18 protein-coding genes and 1 pseudogene are annotated in these 19195 nt (G+C 58.3%); 2 read left to right on the top strand and 17 right to left on the bottom strand.

Going from position 1 to position 19195, the window contains the following annotated elements:
* Positions 1–17: 17 nt before the first annotated feature.
* The 3 genes from Q2T94_RS09995 to Q2T94_RS09985 are packed head-to-tail and all read right to left on the bottom strand — an operon-like array spanning position 18 to position 3789.
* Positions 18–2345, bottom strand: a complete 2328-nt coding sequence (locus tag Q2T94_RS09995; RefSeq protein ID WP_302264024.1) for a xanthine dehydrogenase family protein molybdopterin-binding subunit — start codon at positions 2343–2345, stop codon at positions 18–20.
* Positions 2342–2911, bottom strand: coding sequence for a (2Fe-2S)-binding protein (locus Q2T94_RS09990; protein WP_302264022.1), 570 nt, complete (start codon positions 2909–2911; stop codon positions 2342–2344). Before Q2T94_RS09990 ends, Q2T94_RS09995 begins: the two co-directional genes overlap by 4 nt.
* Positions 2908–3789, bottom strand: a complete 882-nt coding sequence (locus tag Q2T94_RS09985) for an FAD binding domain-containing protein (protein ID WP_302264020.1) — start codon at positions 3787–3789, stop codon at positions 2908–2910. Before Q2T94_RS09985 ends, Q2T94_RS09990 begins: the two co-directional genes overlap by 4 nt.
* 210 nt (positions 3790–3999) lie before the next feature.
* Here Q2T94_RS09985 and Q2T94_RS09980 point away from each other — a divergent pair.
* Positions 4000–5067, top strand: a pseudogene (locus tag Q2T94_RS09980) (transposase).
* 285 nt (positions 5068–5352) lie between these two features.
* Here Q2T94_RS09980 and Q2T94_RS09975 read toward each other — a convergent pair.
* The 5 genes from Q2T94_RS09975 to Q2T94_RS09955 form a co-directional block, all read right to left on the bottom strand.
* A complete protein-coding gene (locus Q2T94_RS09975; RefSeq protein WP_302264018.1) occupies positions 5353–7020 on the bottom strand; it encodes a thiamine pyrophosphate-binding protein in 1668 nt (555 codons plus the stop codon).
* A 215-nt stretch (positions 7021–7235) separates the two neighbouring features.
* Positions 7236–8222: a VOC family protein gene (locus tag Q2T94_RS09970; protein WP_302263993.1), complete on the bottom strand. Its 987-nt coding sequence runs from the start codon at positions 8220–8222 to the stop codon at positions 7236–7238.
* Between the two features lie 452 nt (positions 8223–8674).
* On the bottom strand, positions 8675–9481 hold the full coding sequence (locus tag Q2T94_RS09965; RefSeq protein WP_302264016.1) for an IclR family transcriptional regulator: 807 nt from the start codon (positions 9479–9481) through the stop codon (positions 8675–8677).
* Complete coding sequence (locus tag Q2T94_RS09960; RefSeq protein WP_302264014.1) at positions 9465–10616, bottom strand: FAD-dependent monooxygenase; 1152 nt, start codon at positions 10614–10616, stop codon at positions 9465–9467. Before Q2T94_RS09960 ends, Q2T94_RS09965 begins: the two co-directional genes overlap by 17 nt.
* 742 nt (positions 10617–11358) lie before the next feature.
* A complete protein-coding gene (locus Q2T94_RS09955; RefSeq protein ID WP_302264012.1) occupies positions 11359–11901 on the bottom strand; it encodes a MarR family winged helix-turn-helix transcriptional regulator in 543 nt (180 codons plus the stop codon).
* A 198-nt stretch (positions 11902–12099) separates the two neighbouring features.
* Between Q2T94_RS09955 and Q2T94_RS09950 the strand changes: the two genes are divergently transcribed.
* Positions 12100–12618 (top strand): cupin domain-containing protein, encoded by a 519-nt coding sequence (locus tag Q2T94_RS09950; RefSeq protein WP_302264010.1) that lies wholly within the window; start codon positions 12100–12102, stop codon positions 12616–12618.
* A gap of 281 nt (positions 12619–12899) precedes the next feature.
* Here the strand turns inward: Q2T94_RS09950 and Q2T94_RS09945 are convergent, their stop codons facing one another.
* From Q2T94_RS09945 to Q2T94_RS09905, 9 genes are all read right to left on the bottom strand, one after another.
* A complete protein-coding gene (locus tag Q2T94_RS09945; RefSeq protein WP_302264008.1) occupies positions 12900–13286 on the bottom strand; it encodes a RidA family protein in 387 nt (128 codons plus the stop codon).
* Positions 13283–13591: a hypothetical protein gene (locus Q2T94_RS09940; RefSeq protein WP_302264006.1), complete on the bottom strand. Its 309-nt coding sequence runs from the start codon at positions 13589–13591 to the stop codon at positions 13283–13285. Before Q2T94_RS09940 ends, Q2T94_RS09945 begins: the two co-directional genes overlap by 4 nt.
* A 60-nt stretch (positions 13592–13651) precedes the next feature.
* A complete protein-coding gene (locus Q2T94_RS09935; RefSeq protein WP_302264004.1) occupies positions 13652–14749 on the bottom strand; it encodes a Rieske 2Fe-2S domain-containing protein in 1098 nt (365 codons plus the stop codon).
* Between the two features lie 3 nt (positions 14750–14752).
* A complete protein-coding gene (locus Q2T94_RS09930) occupies positions 14753–14971 on the bottom strand; it encodes a recombinase-like helix-turn-helix domain-containing protein (protein WP_302264002.1) in 219 nt (72 codons plus the stop codon).
* Positions 14964–15581 (bottom strand): alpha/beta fold hydrolase, encoded by a 618-nt coding sequence (locus Q2T94_RS09925; RefSeq protein ID WP_302264000.1) that lies wholly within the window; start codon positions 15579–15581, stop codon positions 14964–14966. The genes Q2T94_RS09930 and Q2T94_RS09925 overlap by 8 nt, the downstream gene beginning before the upstream one ends.
* 174 nt (positions 15582–15755) lie before the next feature.
* Positions 15756–16544 (bottom strand): SDR family oxidoreductase, encoded by a 789-nt coding sequence (locus tag Q2T94_RS09920; protein WP_302263998.1) that lies wholly within the window; start codon positions 16542–16544, stop codon positions 15756–15758.
* Positions 16545–16627: 83 nt separating this feature from the next.
* A complete protein-coding gene (locus Q2T94_RS09915) occupies positions 16628–17371 on the bottom strand; it encodes an SDR family oxidoreductase (RefSeq protein ID WP_302263997.1) in 744 nt (247 codons plus the stop codon).
* The gene (locus Q2T94_RS09910; RefSeq protein ID WP_302263995.1) at positions 17368–18222 is read right to left on the bottom strand and encodes an alpha/beta fold hydrolase; all 855 of its coding nucleotides are present in this window, start codon (positions 18220–18222) and stop codon (positions 17368–17370) included. The genes Q2T94_RS09915 and Q2T94_RS09910 overlap by 4 nt, the downstream gene beginning before the upstream one ends.
* The gene (locus tag Q2T94_RS09905) at positions 18206–19192 is read right to left on the bottom strand and encodes a VOC family protein (protein ID WP_302263993.1); all 987 of its coding nucleotides are present in this window, start codon (positions 19190–19192) and stop codon (positions 18206–18208) included. Before Q2T94_RS09905 ends, Q2T94_RS09910 begins: the two co-directional genes overlap by 17 nt.
* Positions 19193–19195 lie beyond the last annotated feature (3 nt).

Raw genomic sequence — 19195 nt, 5'->3', positions numbered from 1 at the left:
TACCTCACGCATGGAATTCAGTATGCCCCGGAATCGTTGCCGACGGCTTGCAAGGCCATGTATACCCGCTGGGGCGTCATGGGCAGTCCGGTGAGCTGTGCGCCGGTGGCATCCGCGACGGCCTGGGCAATGGCCGGAGCAATTGGAAGCATTGTCCCTTCTCCCATGCCCTTGGCACCAAAAGGTCCTCCTCCATGCCCCTGTGCCTGCGTAATGGACGTGAAAGTTTCCGGGATGTCCTCGGCGAGGGGGACCCGGTAGAGCAGCGCCTCCGCGTTGAGCAGCACACCGTCCTCGAAGCGCAGCTCCTCAAACAGCGCCTGCCCCAAACCGAACACCGCGGCACCTTCGTCCTGGCCTCGGCAGCCGATCTTGTTGATGACCTTTCCTGCATCGCCGCTGACAACCAATTGAAGGAGCGTGACTTTCCCGGTTTCGAGATCCACATCGACCTCGGCCGCGGCCCAGCCTATTTCCCAAAATACGCAGGGGGCTTCCAGCGGTGATTCCGTGGAGCGAGTTGCCTTGAAGAACCCTTCCCCAATGAATTCGAATCCGAGCGCACCAAAGTTCTGCATGACCAGTTTCTTGAGTGGATGGCCCACACCCTCGCTGTCCTCAACAGACCACCCGACCAAGCTGAGTTCCGCGCTTTCCCTGTCCAACTGCTCAGCAGCGTAGTCAAGCACTGCGCGTTTGGCTTTTTCCGCTGCCTGGCGAACCGCACGGCCCATAACAGCAATTCCCGACGAGGCATTGGTGCCCTGGCAGTACGGGGAATTGTCGGTGTCGATCGCAGCATAGGTGACGTCGACGGGTTCGCACCCCAAGACTTCGGCAACTATCTGGCACATAGCGGAGTGCCCGCCCTGCCCCATTTCGGTCAGGGCGCAATTCAAAAATACAGAGCCGTTGCTGCTGATCTTCACCCGGGCCTGCGCCGGCTTGTTCACGCCACCGCCATCCTTCATCCCGATGGCCACACCCATACCGCGGCCCGGAGTTCTCTGCCGGTCCTTGTATCCGATTGTGTCTGCGACAAGGTTAAGTCCAAGCTTAAGGTCTGAGTCGACCGGGGTTTCCCCGGGGACATAGGCCTCGCCCAGATCCTTCAAGTTCTTGAGTCGAAGCTCAAACGGGGACATTCCCAAACGTTCAGCCACAAGATCCACCTGGCGTTCGCTCGCCCAAGAAGCCTGGGTCCCCCCAAACCCGCGGAAGGCACCTGCAGGAACAGTGTTGGTGACAACCCCTTGACAGATGGAATCAATGCGTTTCCAGCGGTAGGCACCTGCCATCCGGTAGCCAGCCTTTTCGACCACTAACGGCGATAGGTCCGCATAGGCGCCGCTGTTGAGCCAGACCCGTGAGTTCCTGGCAATAAATTCGCCATCGGAATTCACCCCGGTGGTTAAGGTGAGGATCGCTTCGTGCTGGGTCAAGGAAAGGAAAACTTCTTCTGTTGTCATGCAGAAGCGCACCGGCCTGCCATTGGCACGTTGCGAGAGTCCGATCGCGATTGCCTCGGCATGCGGTCCGTGCTTTGCACCGAACCCGCCGCCAAGCATCGGAGCATGGACCCGGACCTTGTTATCTGGAAGACCGAAGACTCCGGAGAGTTCCAAACGGATCTGGAACGGGGCCTGGGTGGAAGTCCAGATTTCGATTTGTTCATCGGTTGCTTCTGCCACCGAAACAAAGGGCTCTAGGTGCATATGGTTCATCCGACCAAAGGTGAACGTGTCCTCAAAAATATGGTCACATTCATCCCACACCGACTCGGGACCGGTTTCATAGCGAAACTCATAGTTAACGTTGTGTGCGGAGTGGGTAAAACCCGACGTGCCAGGGCCATAGTGAGGTACATTCGCCACGACCCGGTCGGCATGAATCAACGGTGATTCGGGATCCATCGCGGATTTAATGTCAAAGACTGCGGGCAGAATTTCGTACTCCACCCGGATCAGGTCCAACGCGGCACTTGCCGTGCGCTCGTCAACGGCCGCCACCGCCACGACTGGATCCCCTACATAACGGACCACATCCAGAGCCAAGACCGCCTGGTCCTTGACGAAGGAACCGTACTTGGCAAGTTGGCGAACATCGTCACCTGTAAGTACAGCCTCCACGCCTTCGAGCGCCAGGGCATCGGATGTGTCGATGCCAAGGATGCGTGCGTGGGCGTGCGGGCTACGCAGGACCTTTGCGTGCAGCATTCCCGGCCGGCGTACGTCCACCGTGTAGCTGGCTCTGCCAGTGACCTTTTGGATTGCATCCAGGCGGGGGCGGTCGCTCCCGACAATCGGCCCGGTTGCCTGAACCGATGCCTCAATGATGGCGGTCATGCCCATGCACCTTCCGTTCCTGCTTCACGTGTGAGCTCTGCCGCGCGTTCCACCGATTCCATGATCATTTCGTAGCCCGTGCAACGGCAGGTGTTTGAGCTAATCCAGTCCCTGATTTCGATGCGTTCCGGAGCGGGGTTTTCCCGAAGCAATCCCGTGGTGAGCATCAGCATTCCGGAAGTACAGAACCCGCACTGGTAACCTCCGCACTGGCGGAATGCCTCCTGAACCGGGTTCAGCGTGCCGTCAGACATCTCCAGGCTCTCGACCGTTTCTACCTTGGAACCGTCGACGTCAAAGGCGAACGTCGCACAGGATGCAACAGGCACGTCATCGATCAACACCGTGCACGCACCGCACACGCTTCGTTCGCACGACGACCGGACTCCGCGCTTGCCGCATCGATCACGCAACAAATCAAGCAACGTGACGTTGGTGGGGATGACGTGTTGCTGGCTTTCCCCATTGAGAGTGAACTCAATCTCGACACTGCGGCCATTGGCCGTGTTGCCATCGGCGCAGTTCTGGCAGCCAGAGCCGCACTCGGTGGAATTCTGGACGGTCATAGTGTCGTTCTCTCGTTTGCGGTTGCAATGGCTGATTGAAGGAGCCTGCGGCACAACACTCCGACCAGATGGCGGCGATAGTCAATCGTTCCGGAATAATCGGCGGCCTCTTCGGGAAGCTGCCCCACAAGCGTGGAAGCCACTGATCGCGCATCGAGCTCCCAGACCCCGGCCACCTCCTGGACATGGCTCATGATGAAAGTCTTGCGGTATTCACTGCCACACGTGGCCGTGATCCTCAATCCTGCGGGCCCCTCCGATCGAATGGACAATGCCACCGTCGTGAGCGGGCGCATGGAACGGTCGTAGCCGAACCAGTCCAGTGAATCGGTTTCAACTGTCACTTTGGTCAGCAAGCCCGACGGGGTCTTTTCCGCGTCCCACAACGCGGAAACCGGTAGCCGACGGTCCCCCGATTCGCCACAAAAATGCATTTCTGCATCCACCGCGGATAAGATGATCGGCATTTCATAGCGATGGCGGCGGGACATGAGGTTGCCGCCGATCGTTGCCTTGAAGCGAATGCGCACGGTAGCGATCGATTTCCAGGCTTCTGCCAGCGCAAGGGATACTTCCCTAACTACTGGGCTGGTACTACCCCTGTGGTGGGTAACCATGGACCCGATGCTCAACACACCGTTTTCGTGGGAAATCTCGGTCAATTCAGGAACCCGCTGAAGGGACACCACCTCATCGGGCACCAACCCTTCACGGAACTGGGCCACGAGGTCGGAACATCCTGCCACAATGAGCGCGTTTGGCTTCCGGAGCGCCGTTTCCATTGCCTCAGGCAGTGATGCCGGACGATGTAGTACGAAAGGCGGCAATGATGATTGGCTCTGGGCGATCAGCCCGGAACCAAGCAGTTGGGTACGCATATTGCTCCTGTCATGGGCTGACGCCGACGCCACCCAGGAAGATCTAGCACATTACTAACTATCTTTATCCTAAGATTTAATGTGACATAAATCAACATCATGTCAGGATAGCTCGACGGATAGCGGTTCGCGATTTTGCCCTCAGGTCCTCACTTAACGCGCCCGTGTGACGGCCAGCAGAAGCATGTCCATCACCAACGGAAAGGTGCCGTGACCGTCACACCTATCGTCGCGCATTCCCACCCATTTATTGTGGGCGTCGACACCCACGCTCGCCACCACGTCTACGCAATCCTCGACGCCAACACCGGCGTGCTGCTGGAAACCCGCAAGTTCCCCACCACCGGGGCCGGCATCAACCGGGCCATCACATGGGTCGCCCGCCGCACCAACGCAGATGCCGACACCCTCTCGACGATCGAGGGCGCCGCGCCCTACGAAGCGATCCTGGCCGGCATCGTGACGACCCACAGATTTCGCCGAGGCACCAATGGATGCCAAGAAGCACCGCGGAGTGGGTAAATCAGCCCTGGGCGCCCACCAAATCGCCTTGTCCACCCTGCCCCTGCCGGTTGGAGAAACTGCGTCACCCCCGCCTGAATGACGGGGTGCGCCAAGATCTGCGGATCCTCGTCACCGCCCGGGAATCCATGACCAAGGCCCGCACCGGATCGGTCAACGCGCTCAACGCCCTGGTACGGGCAACGACCTGGGTATCGATTCCCGCAAGAGACTCACCGGCACCCAGATCACCGAGGTCTCAAAGTGGCGCTACCGCGAGGAAGAACTCTCCTGTCCATTGCCCGCACCGAGGCCGTGCGGCTGACTGACATGTCTTGGAGCTCAATGAGAAACTGCCGGCCAATGAGAAGTACCTGGACGAGCTGCTCCAGGCCAGCGAAGCCGCACCACTCCTGGAATTGAAGGGATTAGGTCCGGTGACCGCAGCGACGTGCCTGAGCGCGTGGTCGCACGATGGCCGTCTCAGTAGCGAGGCGGGATTCGCATCCCTGGCCGGGGTGAACCCAATCCCCGCATCCTCCGGGAACACGATCCTGCACCGATTGAATCGCGGTGGCGACAGGTCCCTGAACAGCGCCTTGCATACGGTCGCGAGGTGTCGAATAACCCATGATCCAGAAACCCGCGCGTACGTGGAGAAACGACGCGGCGAGGGTAAATCCGACAGGGAAACCCGCCGGTGCATCAAACAGCTATTTGGCGCGGCGCGTTTACCGGGTGCTCAATGCCGCCGCAGCAGTGGAGAACCCAGCTTGACAGACATAGAAGAGTAGATTCCCGTGGAACCCTCTGCACCACGCTAGGCTACGAGCCGGACAACCTACCAAGAAGAGACAGGCGTCAAACACGGCAAGCATCACCAGCATCCCGCCACCACCACCCCGGATACCAGATCCCCAGGTGACACGGCCCCGACTTTCGACCTCCACGGCGCGCAGTGGCGCTGGAACGCTAGGCAGGAAGCGGCGTGTGGACGTTAAGGATCGGGGGTCACGCCCACTCAAGAGTCACAAGAGCTACAAACACTTACGTTTTTGGCGTTCAGCTTCGGGTTGGGATGTGAACCGGTGGCACGAATGACCCTGGCACAGGGTCCAGCGCCGTAACATCGATCTCAATCACGGCTGGTCCGCAGATTGCCAGCGCCTCGGATAGTGCTTGGTCGAATGTTCCCGCTCCGCGAACCCTCCAGAACGGTAAGTTCAACGATTCCGAGAGCAACTTGAAGTCGGGTGTGTGAAGATCGACTGCGGCCTGGGCAAACCCGTTGGCCTGCTGCATATTGCGCAGCACGCCGTATCCGCTGTCGTTGAAAACCAGTACCACGCACCATGCGCCGGAACCAGCCAACGAGGCCAGCTCGCCAAGGTGCACTGCAAGTCCGCCGTCTCCAACCATGACGGCTGTTGGAACTCCGGGACGGGCATGAGCAGCTCCGATTCCCATGGCTAGCCCCTGACCGATACCTCCGCCGACTGGAAATATATTGGTGTCCCTTGAATACATTTCCAGCAGTCGATTACCCCACTGGCTGGAGGGGATGGTGACGTCGCGAGCTACCACCGATTCTCGGTCGAGCTGTCGACGCAGGCTTTTACAGATCTCTGCGTAGCCGCCGATATATTCAGTCAAGTTCTTGCGCACGGTGTCTCGCGTTTGCTTGATTCGACTAGCCCATTGCGCATCGGGCGCACTGGACCATTCCGATTCGTCGATCGCTTCCAGCACTCGGCTGGAATCTCCGACCAGACCAATGTCTGCTGGGTAGACGCGGCCGATTGCCGCAGGATCAATGTTGATCTGGATATGGGGTGTGGGAAGAGCCATCGCATAGTGCTTAGTCTCGTTGGAGCGGAAATGCGTACCGATGCTCAAGAAGAGGTCGCAATCAGCGATCAATGCGGTAGCTTCCGGCGTTGTGGCAAAGTTGCCGATTACCCGTTCGTTATCTTCCGGAACAATTCCACGACCAGAGTTACTGGTCAGCAGGCCGGCACCGAATCGTTCAAGTAATCTGCTCAGTTCTTTTTCGGCACCCGCGGCCCCTCCGCCGACCCAAATCAGCGGCCGCTTTGCGCGAGATAGCAATTCCACTGTCCGTGCCACAGAAGCTTGGTCAATCTCTGGCTTCGTGATCGCGGTTTGTTCAATGGGGCGCTGTTCTTCGGGTGCCGAAAGATACTGCAAGTCTGTGGGCCATTCAATGCTGGCAGGAGAGTATGGTGCGGTCCCCAGATGGCTAATAGCCTCTTCGAGATCCGCTTCCACGTCTTTAGCGTTGAAAATGGTCCTGGCCCAACCCGAAACTGATTCCAACATTTCAAGCTGCCGCGGAACCTCATGGATCACCCCGCGATTAGAGCCCATAAATTCGCTGTCGATCTGGCCGGTGATGTGCAAGACACGACTTCCGGCGGTGAGCGCTTCGATCATTGATCCGGCGGCGTTACCTGCTCCCGTCCCCGTACTGGTTATCGCTACACCAACTTTCCCTGAAGCCCGCGAGTAGGCGTCGGCGGCATTGACTGCCGCTGCCTCGTGGCGAACAGCAACGAAATTTAGTTCCCGGTCGACCGCTTCAACCAGTGGCAAATTGTGGATGCTGATGACACCGAATGCGGTGTCAACTCCGTGCCTTCGCATGACTTGAACCAAGACATCGCCGCCGGTGGCTTCCTTCTGGATTTCTGGTGACAGTTCTACTGACATTTTGTGGTCTCTTTCATGGCACTATGGACTAAAAGTTAGGGAGTGTATGTGGTCCCAGGTTTGGGAACATGAACAATGCTTCTTCCCGTTTCCGTTGTCGCACCCCGTTTATTTTGGAGCTGGTGACTCCAACGACGCGGAGGGGTTGGGAGCAAAGATCCCGGATGGGCCGCTTCGCCAAATTAGTGGCTGCGGGTTCGGGCAGAAGTCAGCCGTTAGTGTGTATTGACATCGCTCAACTCCGGAACCGAGAAATAGCCGGGGTCACCGGGAACCACCAGGGAACGGTACCCCTGATCAGGGATTCCCGCCATCGCCGAACGCACCTCAGTGGTCGGAGGACCAGCGGTCCCCCACTGATCTGACAATTCCGGGGTCCGCTTCCACGTCCGGCACAGCCAGCTGTCCTCATCCACCTGAGCTACCTCCGAGGTGTACTCGCAGACCAGGCCCGCCGGATCGGTGAAGTACGAGAAGGTGTTGTCACCCGGGCCATGGCGCCCGGGACCCCACTGCGGGGTGATCCCGTTGGTCTTCAAGCTCCCGATCCCCCGCATGAAGTGGTCAATGCTCTGCATCTCGTAGGCAACATGGTTCACCGCCGTCCACGGGGCCTGGTTGAACGCAATCACGTGGTGTTCGGAGTTGCACCGCAAAAAAGCCATCTGGTGCTCCGACCAATCCGAAATCCGCATGCCCAACACTTGGGTGTAAAAGGCAGTGGCCCGATCGATATCAACGGTGTTCAGCACGACGTGGGCAATCTTGCGTGGAATGGCACGCCTCCCGGCCGGCTCCTGCTTGGCCACGGCAAAAACGTCCGCGGAAAGCTCCACCAGGCGCCCCTCCGGATCCACCAGCTGCAAGCCATACCCGCCCGCGGCATCATCCAACGGACCGGGCTCGCGGAACAACGGAATCCCCAGCTCCTCCAGCCTCCTGGCCGCCTCATCAACATCCCGCGGTGTAGCAAGAGCAAAGGAAATACTGCCCAAGGCATTCTGCTCACCCTTCTCAAGCCTCAGGATATGGTGCTCGTCCCCCGTACCCCGCAACCAAAACTTGTCCCCATCCTCCTCAACGGTGGAAAGACCCCAAACCTCGTGGTAAAAATCCTTCGTCGACGTCAACTCCGGCATCTTCAGGGATACCGAACGCAGGGCACGCAGATTGCAAACAGGCTCTGCTGCAAAGAAATTCATGGTTCCAGCCTTCTTTCGGGGCCAAGGTGGACTCGTTTTGAGTTCTACTAATTGAGTACGAAGCGAAGGTGAACCATGGGTCCCGCTCCTCTTCTTTTAGTGAAAAATTCTGATGGTCAGGGTTTTTGGAAATGTTCGGGATGACAGCCTTCTCGTCCTCTTGTCGGGACCCTACCCAGGCCGCAGGTTCTTGCACGACCAACTCAAGCCACGGCGACACCCTGATTGGTCGACCACACCCAAAGAATATCAGCAATAAGATACTTTGTGTCAAGATTAAATTTAACCGTGTCGGTACAGCTTCTCCGCAGGAGGCGATTAATTGAAGATGCAGCGGTGCTACGAGGCCATACTGCCTCGCACACTTCCAAGAAGGTGGGTGAAAGCCACTATTAGCTTGGCGTTGCCTTCATCCGCGTCCGGCTGGTGCGGACAATGCACAGAGACCTGCTTTATTGAATCCCGCGTAGTAGATCGGAGAGGTCACGGGCCGCTCCGATGACACTCCCCTGCACTACGCCCCTAAAGTGACGATCGCCGTCCGGCGCAAATGATTCGCTCGGTCCCACCACACTGATTGCGGCTATTGCCTGACCATCCCTGCCTAGGACAGGGGCTGCACAGGAACTAATCCCCGCTTCAAATCCCGATTCGCTCCAGGCACAGCCATCAGCTCTTGCCGCCCCCAACAAGGGCCGCAATTCGGCAAGCGTTGAGGGTCCTTGGGAGTTCGCTTTCTCCAAGGGATCCGGGCCCAGCAGCTCCTCGATCTCTTTTTCCGAGCATTGGGCCAGCAGCACACGTCCGGGTGTCGTTAGGTGGGCCGGGATCACACTTCCTATGGAAATGTTGCTCACCAGGGGCGTTTGAGGAACTTCGCGGAGCAGGTAGAGGATATTGCGTCCCTGCCTGATCGCTAGATACACAGTCAGCCCCAGCTGTGCACCCAAACGTTCCATCACTGAGCGCGCCAGACCCGGAAGGTCTTGCCCGCTCAGGGACGTGGCCGCCAGCTTCAGCAGTTCGATACCCGGTCGGTGCCCACCTCGGCCACGCTCAATGACGCCGGCTTCTTCCAAATCCTCCAATAGCCGCATGGCAGTGGCGCGATTGATGCCCGTTTCGCGTGACAGTTCGCTGAGATTGGCGGTTTTGCCGCCGGACGCAATGTGTTGCAAGAGGCGGAATGTGCGTAACGTCGGCGAGTCTGCGGGGGTATCGGTAGTCACCGGATCAAGTATTTCAGGAAACTCGCTCAATTTGGGCAGATCGTCCCAACGGCACGTTCCAAGCGTCGTATTCATACACCCAATCCGCAGTCCCACCGGTCTTGAGCCAGCTGTTTTCCCGGGATCCCATTTGGATTTTTGCTGTGCGTTCCCGACGCATGTCTGCATAGTCCAGCAGGGCTTGCTCGACCGAGCCGTCGCCGACAGCGTCGAGATAACGAGCCAAGACGATTCCATCTTCGATCGCCTGCCCTGCACCCTGTGCCATAAACGGCATCATCGGGTGGCACGCGTCGCCGAGCAAGGTGATCCGCCCCTGCCCCCAGCTAGGTAATGGGTCGCGGACGTAGAGCGCAGATTTCAGCACCTCATCGCATGCGCCAAGTAGCTGACGCGCCTCGGGGTGGAAGCTTGCATAGGATTCACGCAATTCCTCAACAGATCCTGGAAGCGTCCATGACTCTTCACGCCAGGAATCCTGCGGTGTCGTGGCAAAGATGAAGACGTCCTTGCCGCTGTTCAGCGGGAAGGTGACGATCTGGGTGTCCTTGTCATCGCCCCACCACTTGGTGAATGCCTCGACGTTGGGCAGATCTCCCAAGCGTGAAACAGGTACAACCGCTCGGTAGGCTACGACGCCGGTGAAGGTAGGGTGTTCGGGGCCGAAGATCGACTCGCGCACGGCCGAGTGGATGCCGTCGGCGCCGACAAGGACGTCAACGGTGTCCTTATTCCCGTCGGCGAACTCCAGGTTCACTACGGATCCGTCCTGTGTTGCCGAGACAAGCTTGCGTCCCAGCTCAACGATCCCACGCGGAAGTGCAGTCTCCATGGCCGTCAGAAGATCCGCCCGGTGCATAGTCAGTTGGGGTGCACCATACTGGTCCTCTGCCGCTTGGGACATTTCCAGTCTCGAGGTTTCTTCGCCCGTATCCCAGGTGCGGCTGATTCGGTGCGTCGGCCGCGCAGCGGTCTTACGCAGCTCTTCCCCAACGCCCAGTCCATCCAGCGCGTTTACCGCGTTCGGGGTGAGGTTAATGTCGGCACCCACCCTGGCAAATTTTGGTGCCTGCTCAAAAACAACCACATCGTGCCCCCTTCGGCTTAACGCAATGGCTGCAGCGAGCCCACCGATTCCAGCGCCACTGATTCCGATCCTGGACATTATCTTCTCCCTCAGTTGATGTGTTTATATTTGAACACATCATTCAAATATGGTCAATGAAGCGGACTCCCAAACCGTCGTATCCTCGCGAGCGCATAGTCCGGATGCCGGGATCCGATACCGGGAGCGTCCACCGGACGTGAGGTGTGTCGACATTGCGCCATCCGCACAAGCGCCATGTGGAAGCGAGCCGACCGCGAAGCTCCCAGCGCTTTCCGCGGGCCCCCAACCGCCGGCGGGCACGACCCTCAGATTTTTCCAGACGTCACTTGCACGCGAAGTGGGCTGACACTGTGAGATTCCCGTGCACGTGCGGCACCATTGGCAAGCGCCGGCCACTGCCGGAACTTATCGCCAGACCCGGACCCGGTCAACCCTAAATTTTGCAGCTGGACACCAGTTCCAGGTTGCCGGGGCGCTCTCATGCGAGGGACAAATCGCAGTCCCACGCCGCGGGGAGGTGCCCCGAAAATACCGCCACGCCCCCAAAGCGGCCCCGGCCAGAAGCTTAGGGGATCGGCCCGCGCCATTCCCTGCTCGAATATCTGGCGAGTCGATGGCGCGGGATCAGCTACCCGCCAGAAACTGCCGAACACCGCGGCTAGGGTCATTCAACGCACTCCGCGCCGGCTGGCCCAACTCCCTGCCATGCCATATTCCTTGGCCACAAAGAAGACCTAGCTGCCCCCAGACGTCAGTGAGCTACACGCACCCAGTCACTCGATGGCGAATCCCGCATTCCCTACTCAACCGAATTAGCGATGTGATCTGCATATTCGTTAATTGAAGATTCGGCTTTCCGAAGGAGCGCGGCGAGTTTCCTTGTTTCGTCGGGCGATAGCCCTCCAAGCATTTTCTGCTGGGTCTCAAAATGCTTCTCGATGATTTCATCAATGACCTTCTTGCCCTGGGCCGTCAGCTGGGCATATACAACCCGGCGGTCGCTCGGTGTGCGCACACGTTCGATCAGGCCCTGTTCCTCCATCCGGTCCAGTCGGAAGGTAATGCCTCCCGTGGTCAACATGGAGGAGCTTGCCAATTCCCCGGCAGTCTTGCGGTGCGGGGCTCCCGACCGACGAAGATTCGCCAACACGTCAAAGGAAGCAAGGGATAAGCCATGCTCCTTGTAGTTCACATTTTGGATTATTCGCTGCTGGGCAACCAGGCGGGGAAGGCGCCCAAAAACCGCCAGCGTACTCGGGTCCAATTCCGGTCGTTCCCGGGCCCAGTCTGCCATGATCGCATCTACCGCGTCATTTTCCACCGCTGACGTTGTCTTGCCCACTGATTCGCCCCTAGCATTCGTCGCCAATTATCAATCTCAATCCTAAGTCTCACAGCGAGCGGAAGGGTTTACAAGATCGTCAAAAAAGAGCCTTGCCAACGTCAGCAATGTAACTTAGTCTTAAGATACTTATATGTCAGAAGCTAGGCCTTCGGGTAAAGCTTCAGAACCGATGCATGTGCCGAGAAAGGTCCAGTCATGAACGAAACCACCACCGAAACGACAACCGCACTCGAGGAATTGATCGATTCCTCAATCGCCTCCAGCGAAAGCCGAATCGTCGACTTCGACACCCTCAAGTTCCAGACCAAAATGGGCGAAAAGTTCCGCCGCGGACAGGTCCGCTACATCGGATCCGGCGCCACCGGTGACCACTCCGACGACAACAACATCCTTCAGGCAGAAAACTTCACCTTCTCCAACATGGTGCTCCCCGCCGGATGCGTCGGCCCCGAGCACACCCACCCCGACGTCGAAGAGGTCTTCTTCGTCCTCGAAGGCGAAGTGGAATTCAGTGTCCACGATGTCGAAGACGGCACCAAGAAAGCCAGCCGTATCCTGGGCTACCGCGACCTCATCCGCGTCCCGGCCGGCGTCCCCCGCAGCCTCCGCACCGTCTCCGAAACCGACGCCATCATCTGCGTCATCATCGGAGCCAAAAAGCCAGCCCTCCCCTTCTACCCGCCATCCTCCGAAATGCACGGCGTCACCCGCTAACCACAGCGCAACACACCAATGGTCGGGTCCCCAGTGGGGACCGGACCATTGGTGTCTCATCCGACCCAAAACTCAGTTACAGTTCTCGGCATTTCTTGAGTGGCACGACGGACAAGGCACACTCAGATTCACTCACGGGCCAGTTGGCACTTGCCCTGTTATCCGCTGCATTCCACCAAACTTTCAAACCCGCCGGCGATTCCCCCATCTACGGGGTGGATCTCGCCGGCCGATTCGAATGGTTTCGCTTTCGCGTTGTTTTGGTGACTGTCGAGGAACTTCTACTGCGATGCCGCGGAGCCAACGATACCTTGAGCCTCAATTTCCACTCTCAGCTGCGGTTCCACCAATGCAGAAACCTCGACTAGCGTCGAACAGGGGAACGCCCCTGAAAACACCTCGGCCCGGGCCCTGCCCACTTCACCCTTTTCGTCGATGTCCAGCAAGTAGATGCGAAGCGCCATGATGTCGTCTAGGGAAGCACCACATTCAGCTGCCAGTAGCTCTATGCGGCGGAACGTTTCCACCGCCTGCTCGTAGGTTCCTTGGGCGTCCGATCCCCCGGCATGCATTCCCGAGATAGTGAAGTGACCGTGATGGACCCTGGCGTTGCTGAACATCATTGGTTTCGGAGGGGCAGGGACGCCCCCTGGAGTGGCTGCGTTCATCGCCCCGTCCGCTCGTTCGATTCCCGCTTCAGCCGCTCCCGAACCGGAAGAAAGTCGTAGGTTGGGTAGAATTCGGTGGAAAAGACACCCCATGCACGACGCTCAAGTTCCACATTGACCTCGTTGAGGTTGCATGCGGGAAAGCGCAGGGTGACTATTTGGCCGATTCCCATGGCGACAACCCAGGAAACGATTTCGCATCCGTTCGGAGGAAACCCGTTCCACCAGTCTCGTTCTTCCAACGAAGCCTGGATCTGTTCCAAATGTTGGGTTTGGTCGTGTCGCAACAAGACCGTAATCATCATGGCGGAATCCGAAGGCCCGCCGTTGCCATCAACGACGGACCCCGGAGATTGTTGCCTCATTTAGGCGGAGCCACCGGCAATGACGGCCGCCTGTTCCACTGCGTCCGCAGCGTACAGTCGGCGGATGCGTGCAACACCCAGGTCATGCTGATACATGTTTTCTTCCTTGTCGGCGTCTGCCGCCAGGACCTCCAGGACTGCACGGTCCTGTTCAAGTACCGCCCAGTGCTTTTCCTCAAGCACCGTTTTGTACATGAATCGCCATACATCCCGCTCCCAATCGGATACCGTCCGGGTACGCCAGTGGAAGATGGCGGAGTTTTCGGCATCAATGGGCGTCGACATTCCGACAATGCCGAATGTTCCGCCGGGCCCCGCGGAGGGCCCGTATGGAATTTCGAGGTCCACGTGGTCCATCGCGCCACGCACAAACTCGACCCAGTCAAAGTTCACGCCGCGCTGATCCGTCTTTTCAAAGAAGAATCCACGTTCGGTCTCGCGGATGCGGAACCTGGCGCTGGTGTCCCCGCCAAACATTGAATGCGAGTCACTATGCAGGAATGCACCATGCATTGGATCCAGCACGTTGTCCATGTAGAAGCGCCATGGCCCGGCCCATTCCGCATAGTTCGGGAACCAAGAAACATCAGGGTTAGCCAACCGCTCGGGCAGTTCAAATTCAGTTGGGACCGAGTCCACTGTCAGCGGAACGAATGCAAAGATCGTATCAGCGGCTTCGAACACCTTCAGCGACGGGGTCGCGATCTTGCCCTCAAGGGCACAGCCCGGCATGCCGGGGACGGAAACTACCTTGCCTTCACCATCGATTTGGACACCGTGGTACTTACATGCCACCCGGTCACCTAGGTGCTGGCCAACCGATAGCGGTGCGCTGCGGTGCGGGCAACGGTCTTCAAGCATACGGATCTGTCCGGTCGAATCCCGAAACAACAGCCAATCGACGTTCAGTCGCTTGACCTTGACCATGTCACCTACACCCACGAAACGCGAGGGATAAATGGGGTACCAGCGGTCCCGGAGGCCTGTTGCCGCTAGTTCCCCGGCGTCGAGTTCCCTCCGGGTTCCCACAACGTAGCGCTTCTTGAGTCCTGTACCCTTGGCGCGACCCGCGACTGCGGACACTGTTGAAGTTGTCATGATCTATGCTCCCAATCGTTTCATTTCAGCGCGAAAATTCTCTTCGTTCCAGGCGGTACCGCCTGGGGCATGCAGGCCCAAGGCGTTGAGCCCGTTGATGATTCCAGGCAAGTCGTGTGTACCGGTGGAAAAGACCTCCGACAACGAACCAGCTAGCTTCAATTCGTAGGCCGTGGCGGGGCCATTACGAGTCTGGTTGGGTTCCAGGTACTGTTCAGACATTATTTTCCTCCTGCGACTGGCCAAAGGTATGTAGACCTTCGGCGATCCTGATAAATGAACTTGTCCATTCATTGAACGAATCGTGTTTGTTGTGGTGAGCCGGAACGGCACAATCATCGATGATGACGAAGACCCCATTGTCGATTCCACCGGCGATGCCCTGGGAAATTGAAATGTCGGTGTCCCTCTCGGGTGTTGCAGCGATGACAAGCGTTGGCGTCCGGATGCGCTTAACTGCCCGAGTGAAAAGCTCGCTGGTGACGTCCACCTCCGGATCACCGAGAATTAGGCTCGTCATGAGTTCTGGATGCGCAGCTGCCAGCAGAATTGCCCCCAGGGCGGTCTCGCCCGACGCGATGACGTTTACTGGGCGATCACCGGCTGCCCTGAGATGGGCAGCGGCTGCTTCCACCCATCGGCCGATCGAGGCTTCATCTTCCTCGGGCATCTCCGCATTCCATGTGGAGGCGTTCAAGGCACTAACCTGATTCATGTACCAGGATGCGGAGTCGTTGCGTGCGGGCAAGCACACAACGCCAAATTTCTGGTTGTTGGTGGTGGAAACCGGTTCAAGATCGAGATCCTCGAAGCCGAGGTCAAAGCTTGTCATTAGGCATTCTTTCTTCGTTCAGAAATCTGTAAAGAGACATATACCAGCGAAACAGCTTCTCCTGCTGGTCTTTTTCGCATGCATTGCACCAAAATCAAGGGTGCCGGAAATTCCGCACTCGGTCTTATTGCTGATGCACCCTCGAGCAAGTTCGAGGGTCAGCGGAGGCCGGGCTTAGATGTAGCGGCCAACACCACCACCGACATCCACCGAGGCACCGGTGGTAAAACCACTGAGCGGGGATAGCATGGTGACGATGTGATAGGCCACTTCCTCGGCGGTCCCGAAACGTCCCATTCCGATACCGCGGTCCAATGCGATCTCTGCGCTCCACTCTTCGTAACTCTGCGTGGTATTAGCCACTTCGAACCGGCGGCGCCATTGTCCGGTGTCGATCAAGCCAAGGAGCACCGAATTGACTCGGGTTCCTTCGGGTGCAAGGTCCGCGGAGAGCGAATGGGTAAGGTTCAATAGCGCGGCCCGAGCCGCTGAGGTTGCCGCCAGACGGGTTTCCGGCTGGCGGGACAGGATCGCATTGACGTTGACAATCGAGCCTTGGCCCGAGCGCGCCAATTCGCCCCGTGCCGAACGAACCATGTTCCAGGCACCGAAGATCTTCAGCTCAAATTCCTCGCGGAATTGTTCTTCGCTGGTCTCATCCAAGGTCGCCATCAGAGAGCGACCGGCATTACACACCAAGCCGTCAATACCGCCAAAGCGGTCATTGGTCAGGGCGACGAAGGCATCAGTCTTGGACTTGTCCGTCACGTCGCAGGTGCCAAGCAGTATCTGATCCGGATCCGCAAAAGTGAATTCTTCAAACGCCGCAGACAACCGCTGCATGTCGCGGGCGCAGGCAGCCACGCGGGCACCTTCGCCCAACAAATAGCGGGCCGTGGCGAGCCCGACTCCGGAGCTTGCCCCCGTGACGATAACTGTCCGGTCTTTAAGCTGCAGATCCATCAGTAATTCTCCTTGGTAATAAACGGGGAGGACGGAATCGGCCGGCCCCAAGTCTTCAGTGTCGGATGAGCGTACGTGTGAAGCTAGTGGCCCATGACAAATCCGCCGTCAACCACCAGCGTTTGGCCAGTGATGAACGCCGCTTCGTCGGAGAGTAGAAATTCGACTGCGCCTGCAACGTCATCCGGTGTCTGTTCTCGCTTGAGCACTCGATTGTTTTCATAGAGCTTGTAGCGTTCGACTGGAACTGTCTCGGTGGCCTCCACCCGTGTCAGTCCGGGTGCAACCGCGTTAATTCGGACTCCATATTCACCGGCATCCCTGGCCATGGTCCTCGTCATGGACATGACTGCCCCTTTGGAACCAACATAGTGAACGAGCCGTGGGGATCCAAAGAGCGCGGCATCCGAGGCGATGTTGACGATTGCCCCTGATTTCTTGCCTATCATTTGCCCAACGAGGTGTTTACTGACCAGCCAAGTGCCATAGGCGTTTACATTCATCACGCGTTTGAAGAAATCTTCGTCCAGTTCCCAGAAGGTGTCCCCGCCGACACCGTCGGCCATGGCCGCATTGTTGACCAGTCCGTCGGCTCCTCCCAGGGAATCCACAAAGGACGCGAGGTCCATGACGGATCCCTTTTCGGCGATGTCGGTGACGTGGGAGACCACGTCATAACCCAGGCCCTGCAGTGTTGAAGCGGCAGATTGTGCAAGCTCCGCACTTTTCTCGGCAATGACTATGCGCTTACCTTTGCTTGCAAGACGTTGGGCGATGCTAAATCCGAGGCCGCGGCCGGCACCTGTAACAACGATCAAACGATTCATGATGACTTCTTCCAAAAGTTCAAGATCAAGGCGGCGACGTCACGGGGTTTTTCCTGGATTGCTGCGTGCCCGGCTTCCGGAACCACTGCAAATTCGGCGCCCGGAATCAATTCGGCCAAGACCTCGGATTCAGCCACCCCGGTGACAATATCGTGTTCTCCGACGAGCACCAGTGCCGGAGTGGTGATTCTTTTTAAGTCCTCCGAGGTATCGGAGGTTGCCATCATCCGTGCAGCGGCACCGTACCCCGGGATTCGGATGCGAGACATGTCATTGCGCACCGCCGCAACCACCTCTTCGCCTGCCATGGGTGAGACTAGTTTTGCGGCACGTTTAGCGGCGAATGCGGTGGCACCAAGCGCTTCCAGCTCCGGCAACCGTGCCAGCATATTGTCCGCAGATTCTTCGGTTCTTCCTGATCCTCGTGTACTGTCCATCAAGATCACTGAAAGCACGCGTACCGGGTTCTGTGCTGCAATGCGGGTAGCAATAACGCCGCCCCACGACGTTCCAATAAGATGCACGCTGGCAACCCCTAGCTCGTCCAGTGCCCTTAATGCCGCTTCAGCGTGTTCGACATCCGGCTTTGGATTCTTCGAATCCCCGTAGCCGGGAGCATCCCAACAAATCGTTTGGAAGCCTTCCGCTGCCAACTCCTGGGCGAGGCCACCACAGGACAGCGCACTGCCGCCGATCCCGTGCATGAGGAACACAGGGGTCCCAGCACCGCGGATGACTAGCGCTAAGCCTTCCGAAGTCGTCAAAGTCCTTGGTTGGTCCAGACGTAGTTCAGTGGTGGATAAGTTCTCGTGTTCGGTATCGGGAGAGAAGCCGTTAGTGTGTATTGACATCGCTCAACTCCGGAACCGAGAAATAGCCGGGGTCACCGGGAACCACCAGGGAACGGTACCCCTGATCAGGGATTCCCGCCATCGCCGAACGCACCTCAGTGGTCGGAGGACCAGCGGTCCCCCACTGATCTGACAATTCCGGGGTCCGCTTCCACGTCCGGCACAGCCAGCTGTCCTCATCCACCTGAGCTACCTCCGAGGTGTACTCGCAGACCAGGCCCGCCGGATCGGTGAAGTACGAGAAGGTGTTGTCACCCGGGCCATGGCGCCCGGGACCCCACTGCGGGGTGATCCCGTTGGTCTTCAAGCTCCCGATCCCCCGCATGAAGTGGTCAATGCTCTGCATCTCGTAGGCAACATGGTTCACCGCCGTCCACGGGGCCTGGTTGAACGCAATCACGTGGTGTTCGGAGTTGCACCGCAAAAAAGCCATCTGGTGCTCCGACCAATCCGAAATCCGCATGCCCAACACTTGGGTGTAAAAGGCAGTGGCCCGATCGATATCAACGGTGTTCAGCACGACGTGGGCAATCTTGCGTGGAATGGCACGCCTCCCGGCCGGCTCCTGCTTGGCCACGGCAAAAACGTCCGCGGAAAGCTCCACCAGGCGCCCCTCCGGATCCACCAGCTGCAAGCCATACCCGCCCGCGGCATCATCCAACGGACCGGGCTCGCGGAACAACGGAATCCCCAGCTCCTCCAGCCTCCTGGCCGCCTCATCAACATCCCGCGGTGTAGCAAGAGCAAAGGAAATACTGCCCAAGGCATTCTGCTCACCCTTCTCAAGCCTCAGGATATGGTGCTCGTCCCCCGTACCCCGCAACCAAAACTTGTCCCCATCCTCCTCAACGGTGGAAAGACCCCAAACCTCGTGGTAAAAATCCTTCGTCGACGTCAACTCCGGCATCTTCAGGGATACCGAACGCAGGGCACGCAGATTGCAAACAGGCTCTGCTGCAAAGAAATTCATTTG

It is taken from the genome of Paeniglutamicibacter sulfureus (assembly GCF_030512175.1).
Taxonomy (GTDB): Bacteria; Actinomycetota; Actinomycetes; order Actinomycetales; family Micrococcaceae; genus Paeniglutamicibacter; species Paeniglutamicibacter sulfureus.
The sequence above is the reverse complement of the archived record's forward strand: the minus strand, read 5'-3'. Positions and strand labels throughout refer to the sequence as shown.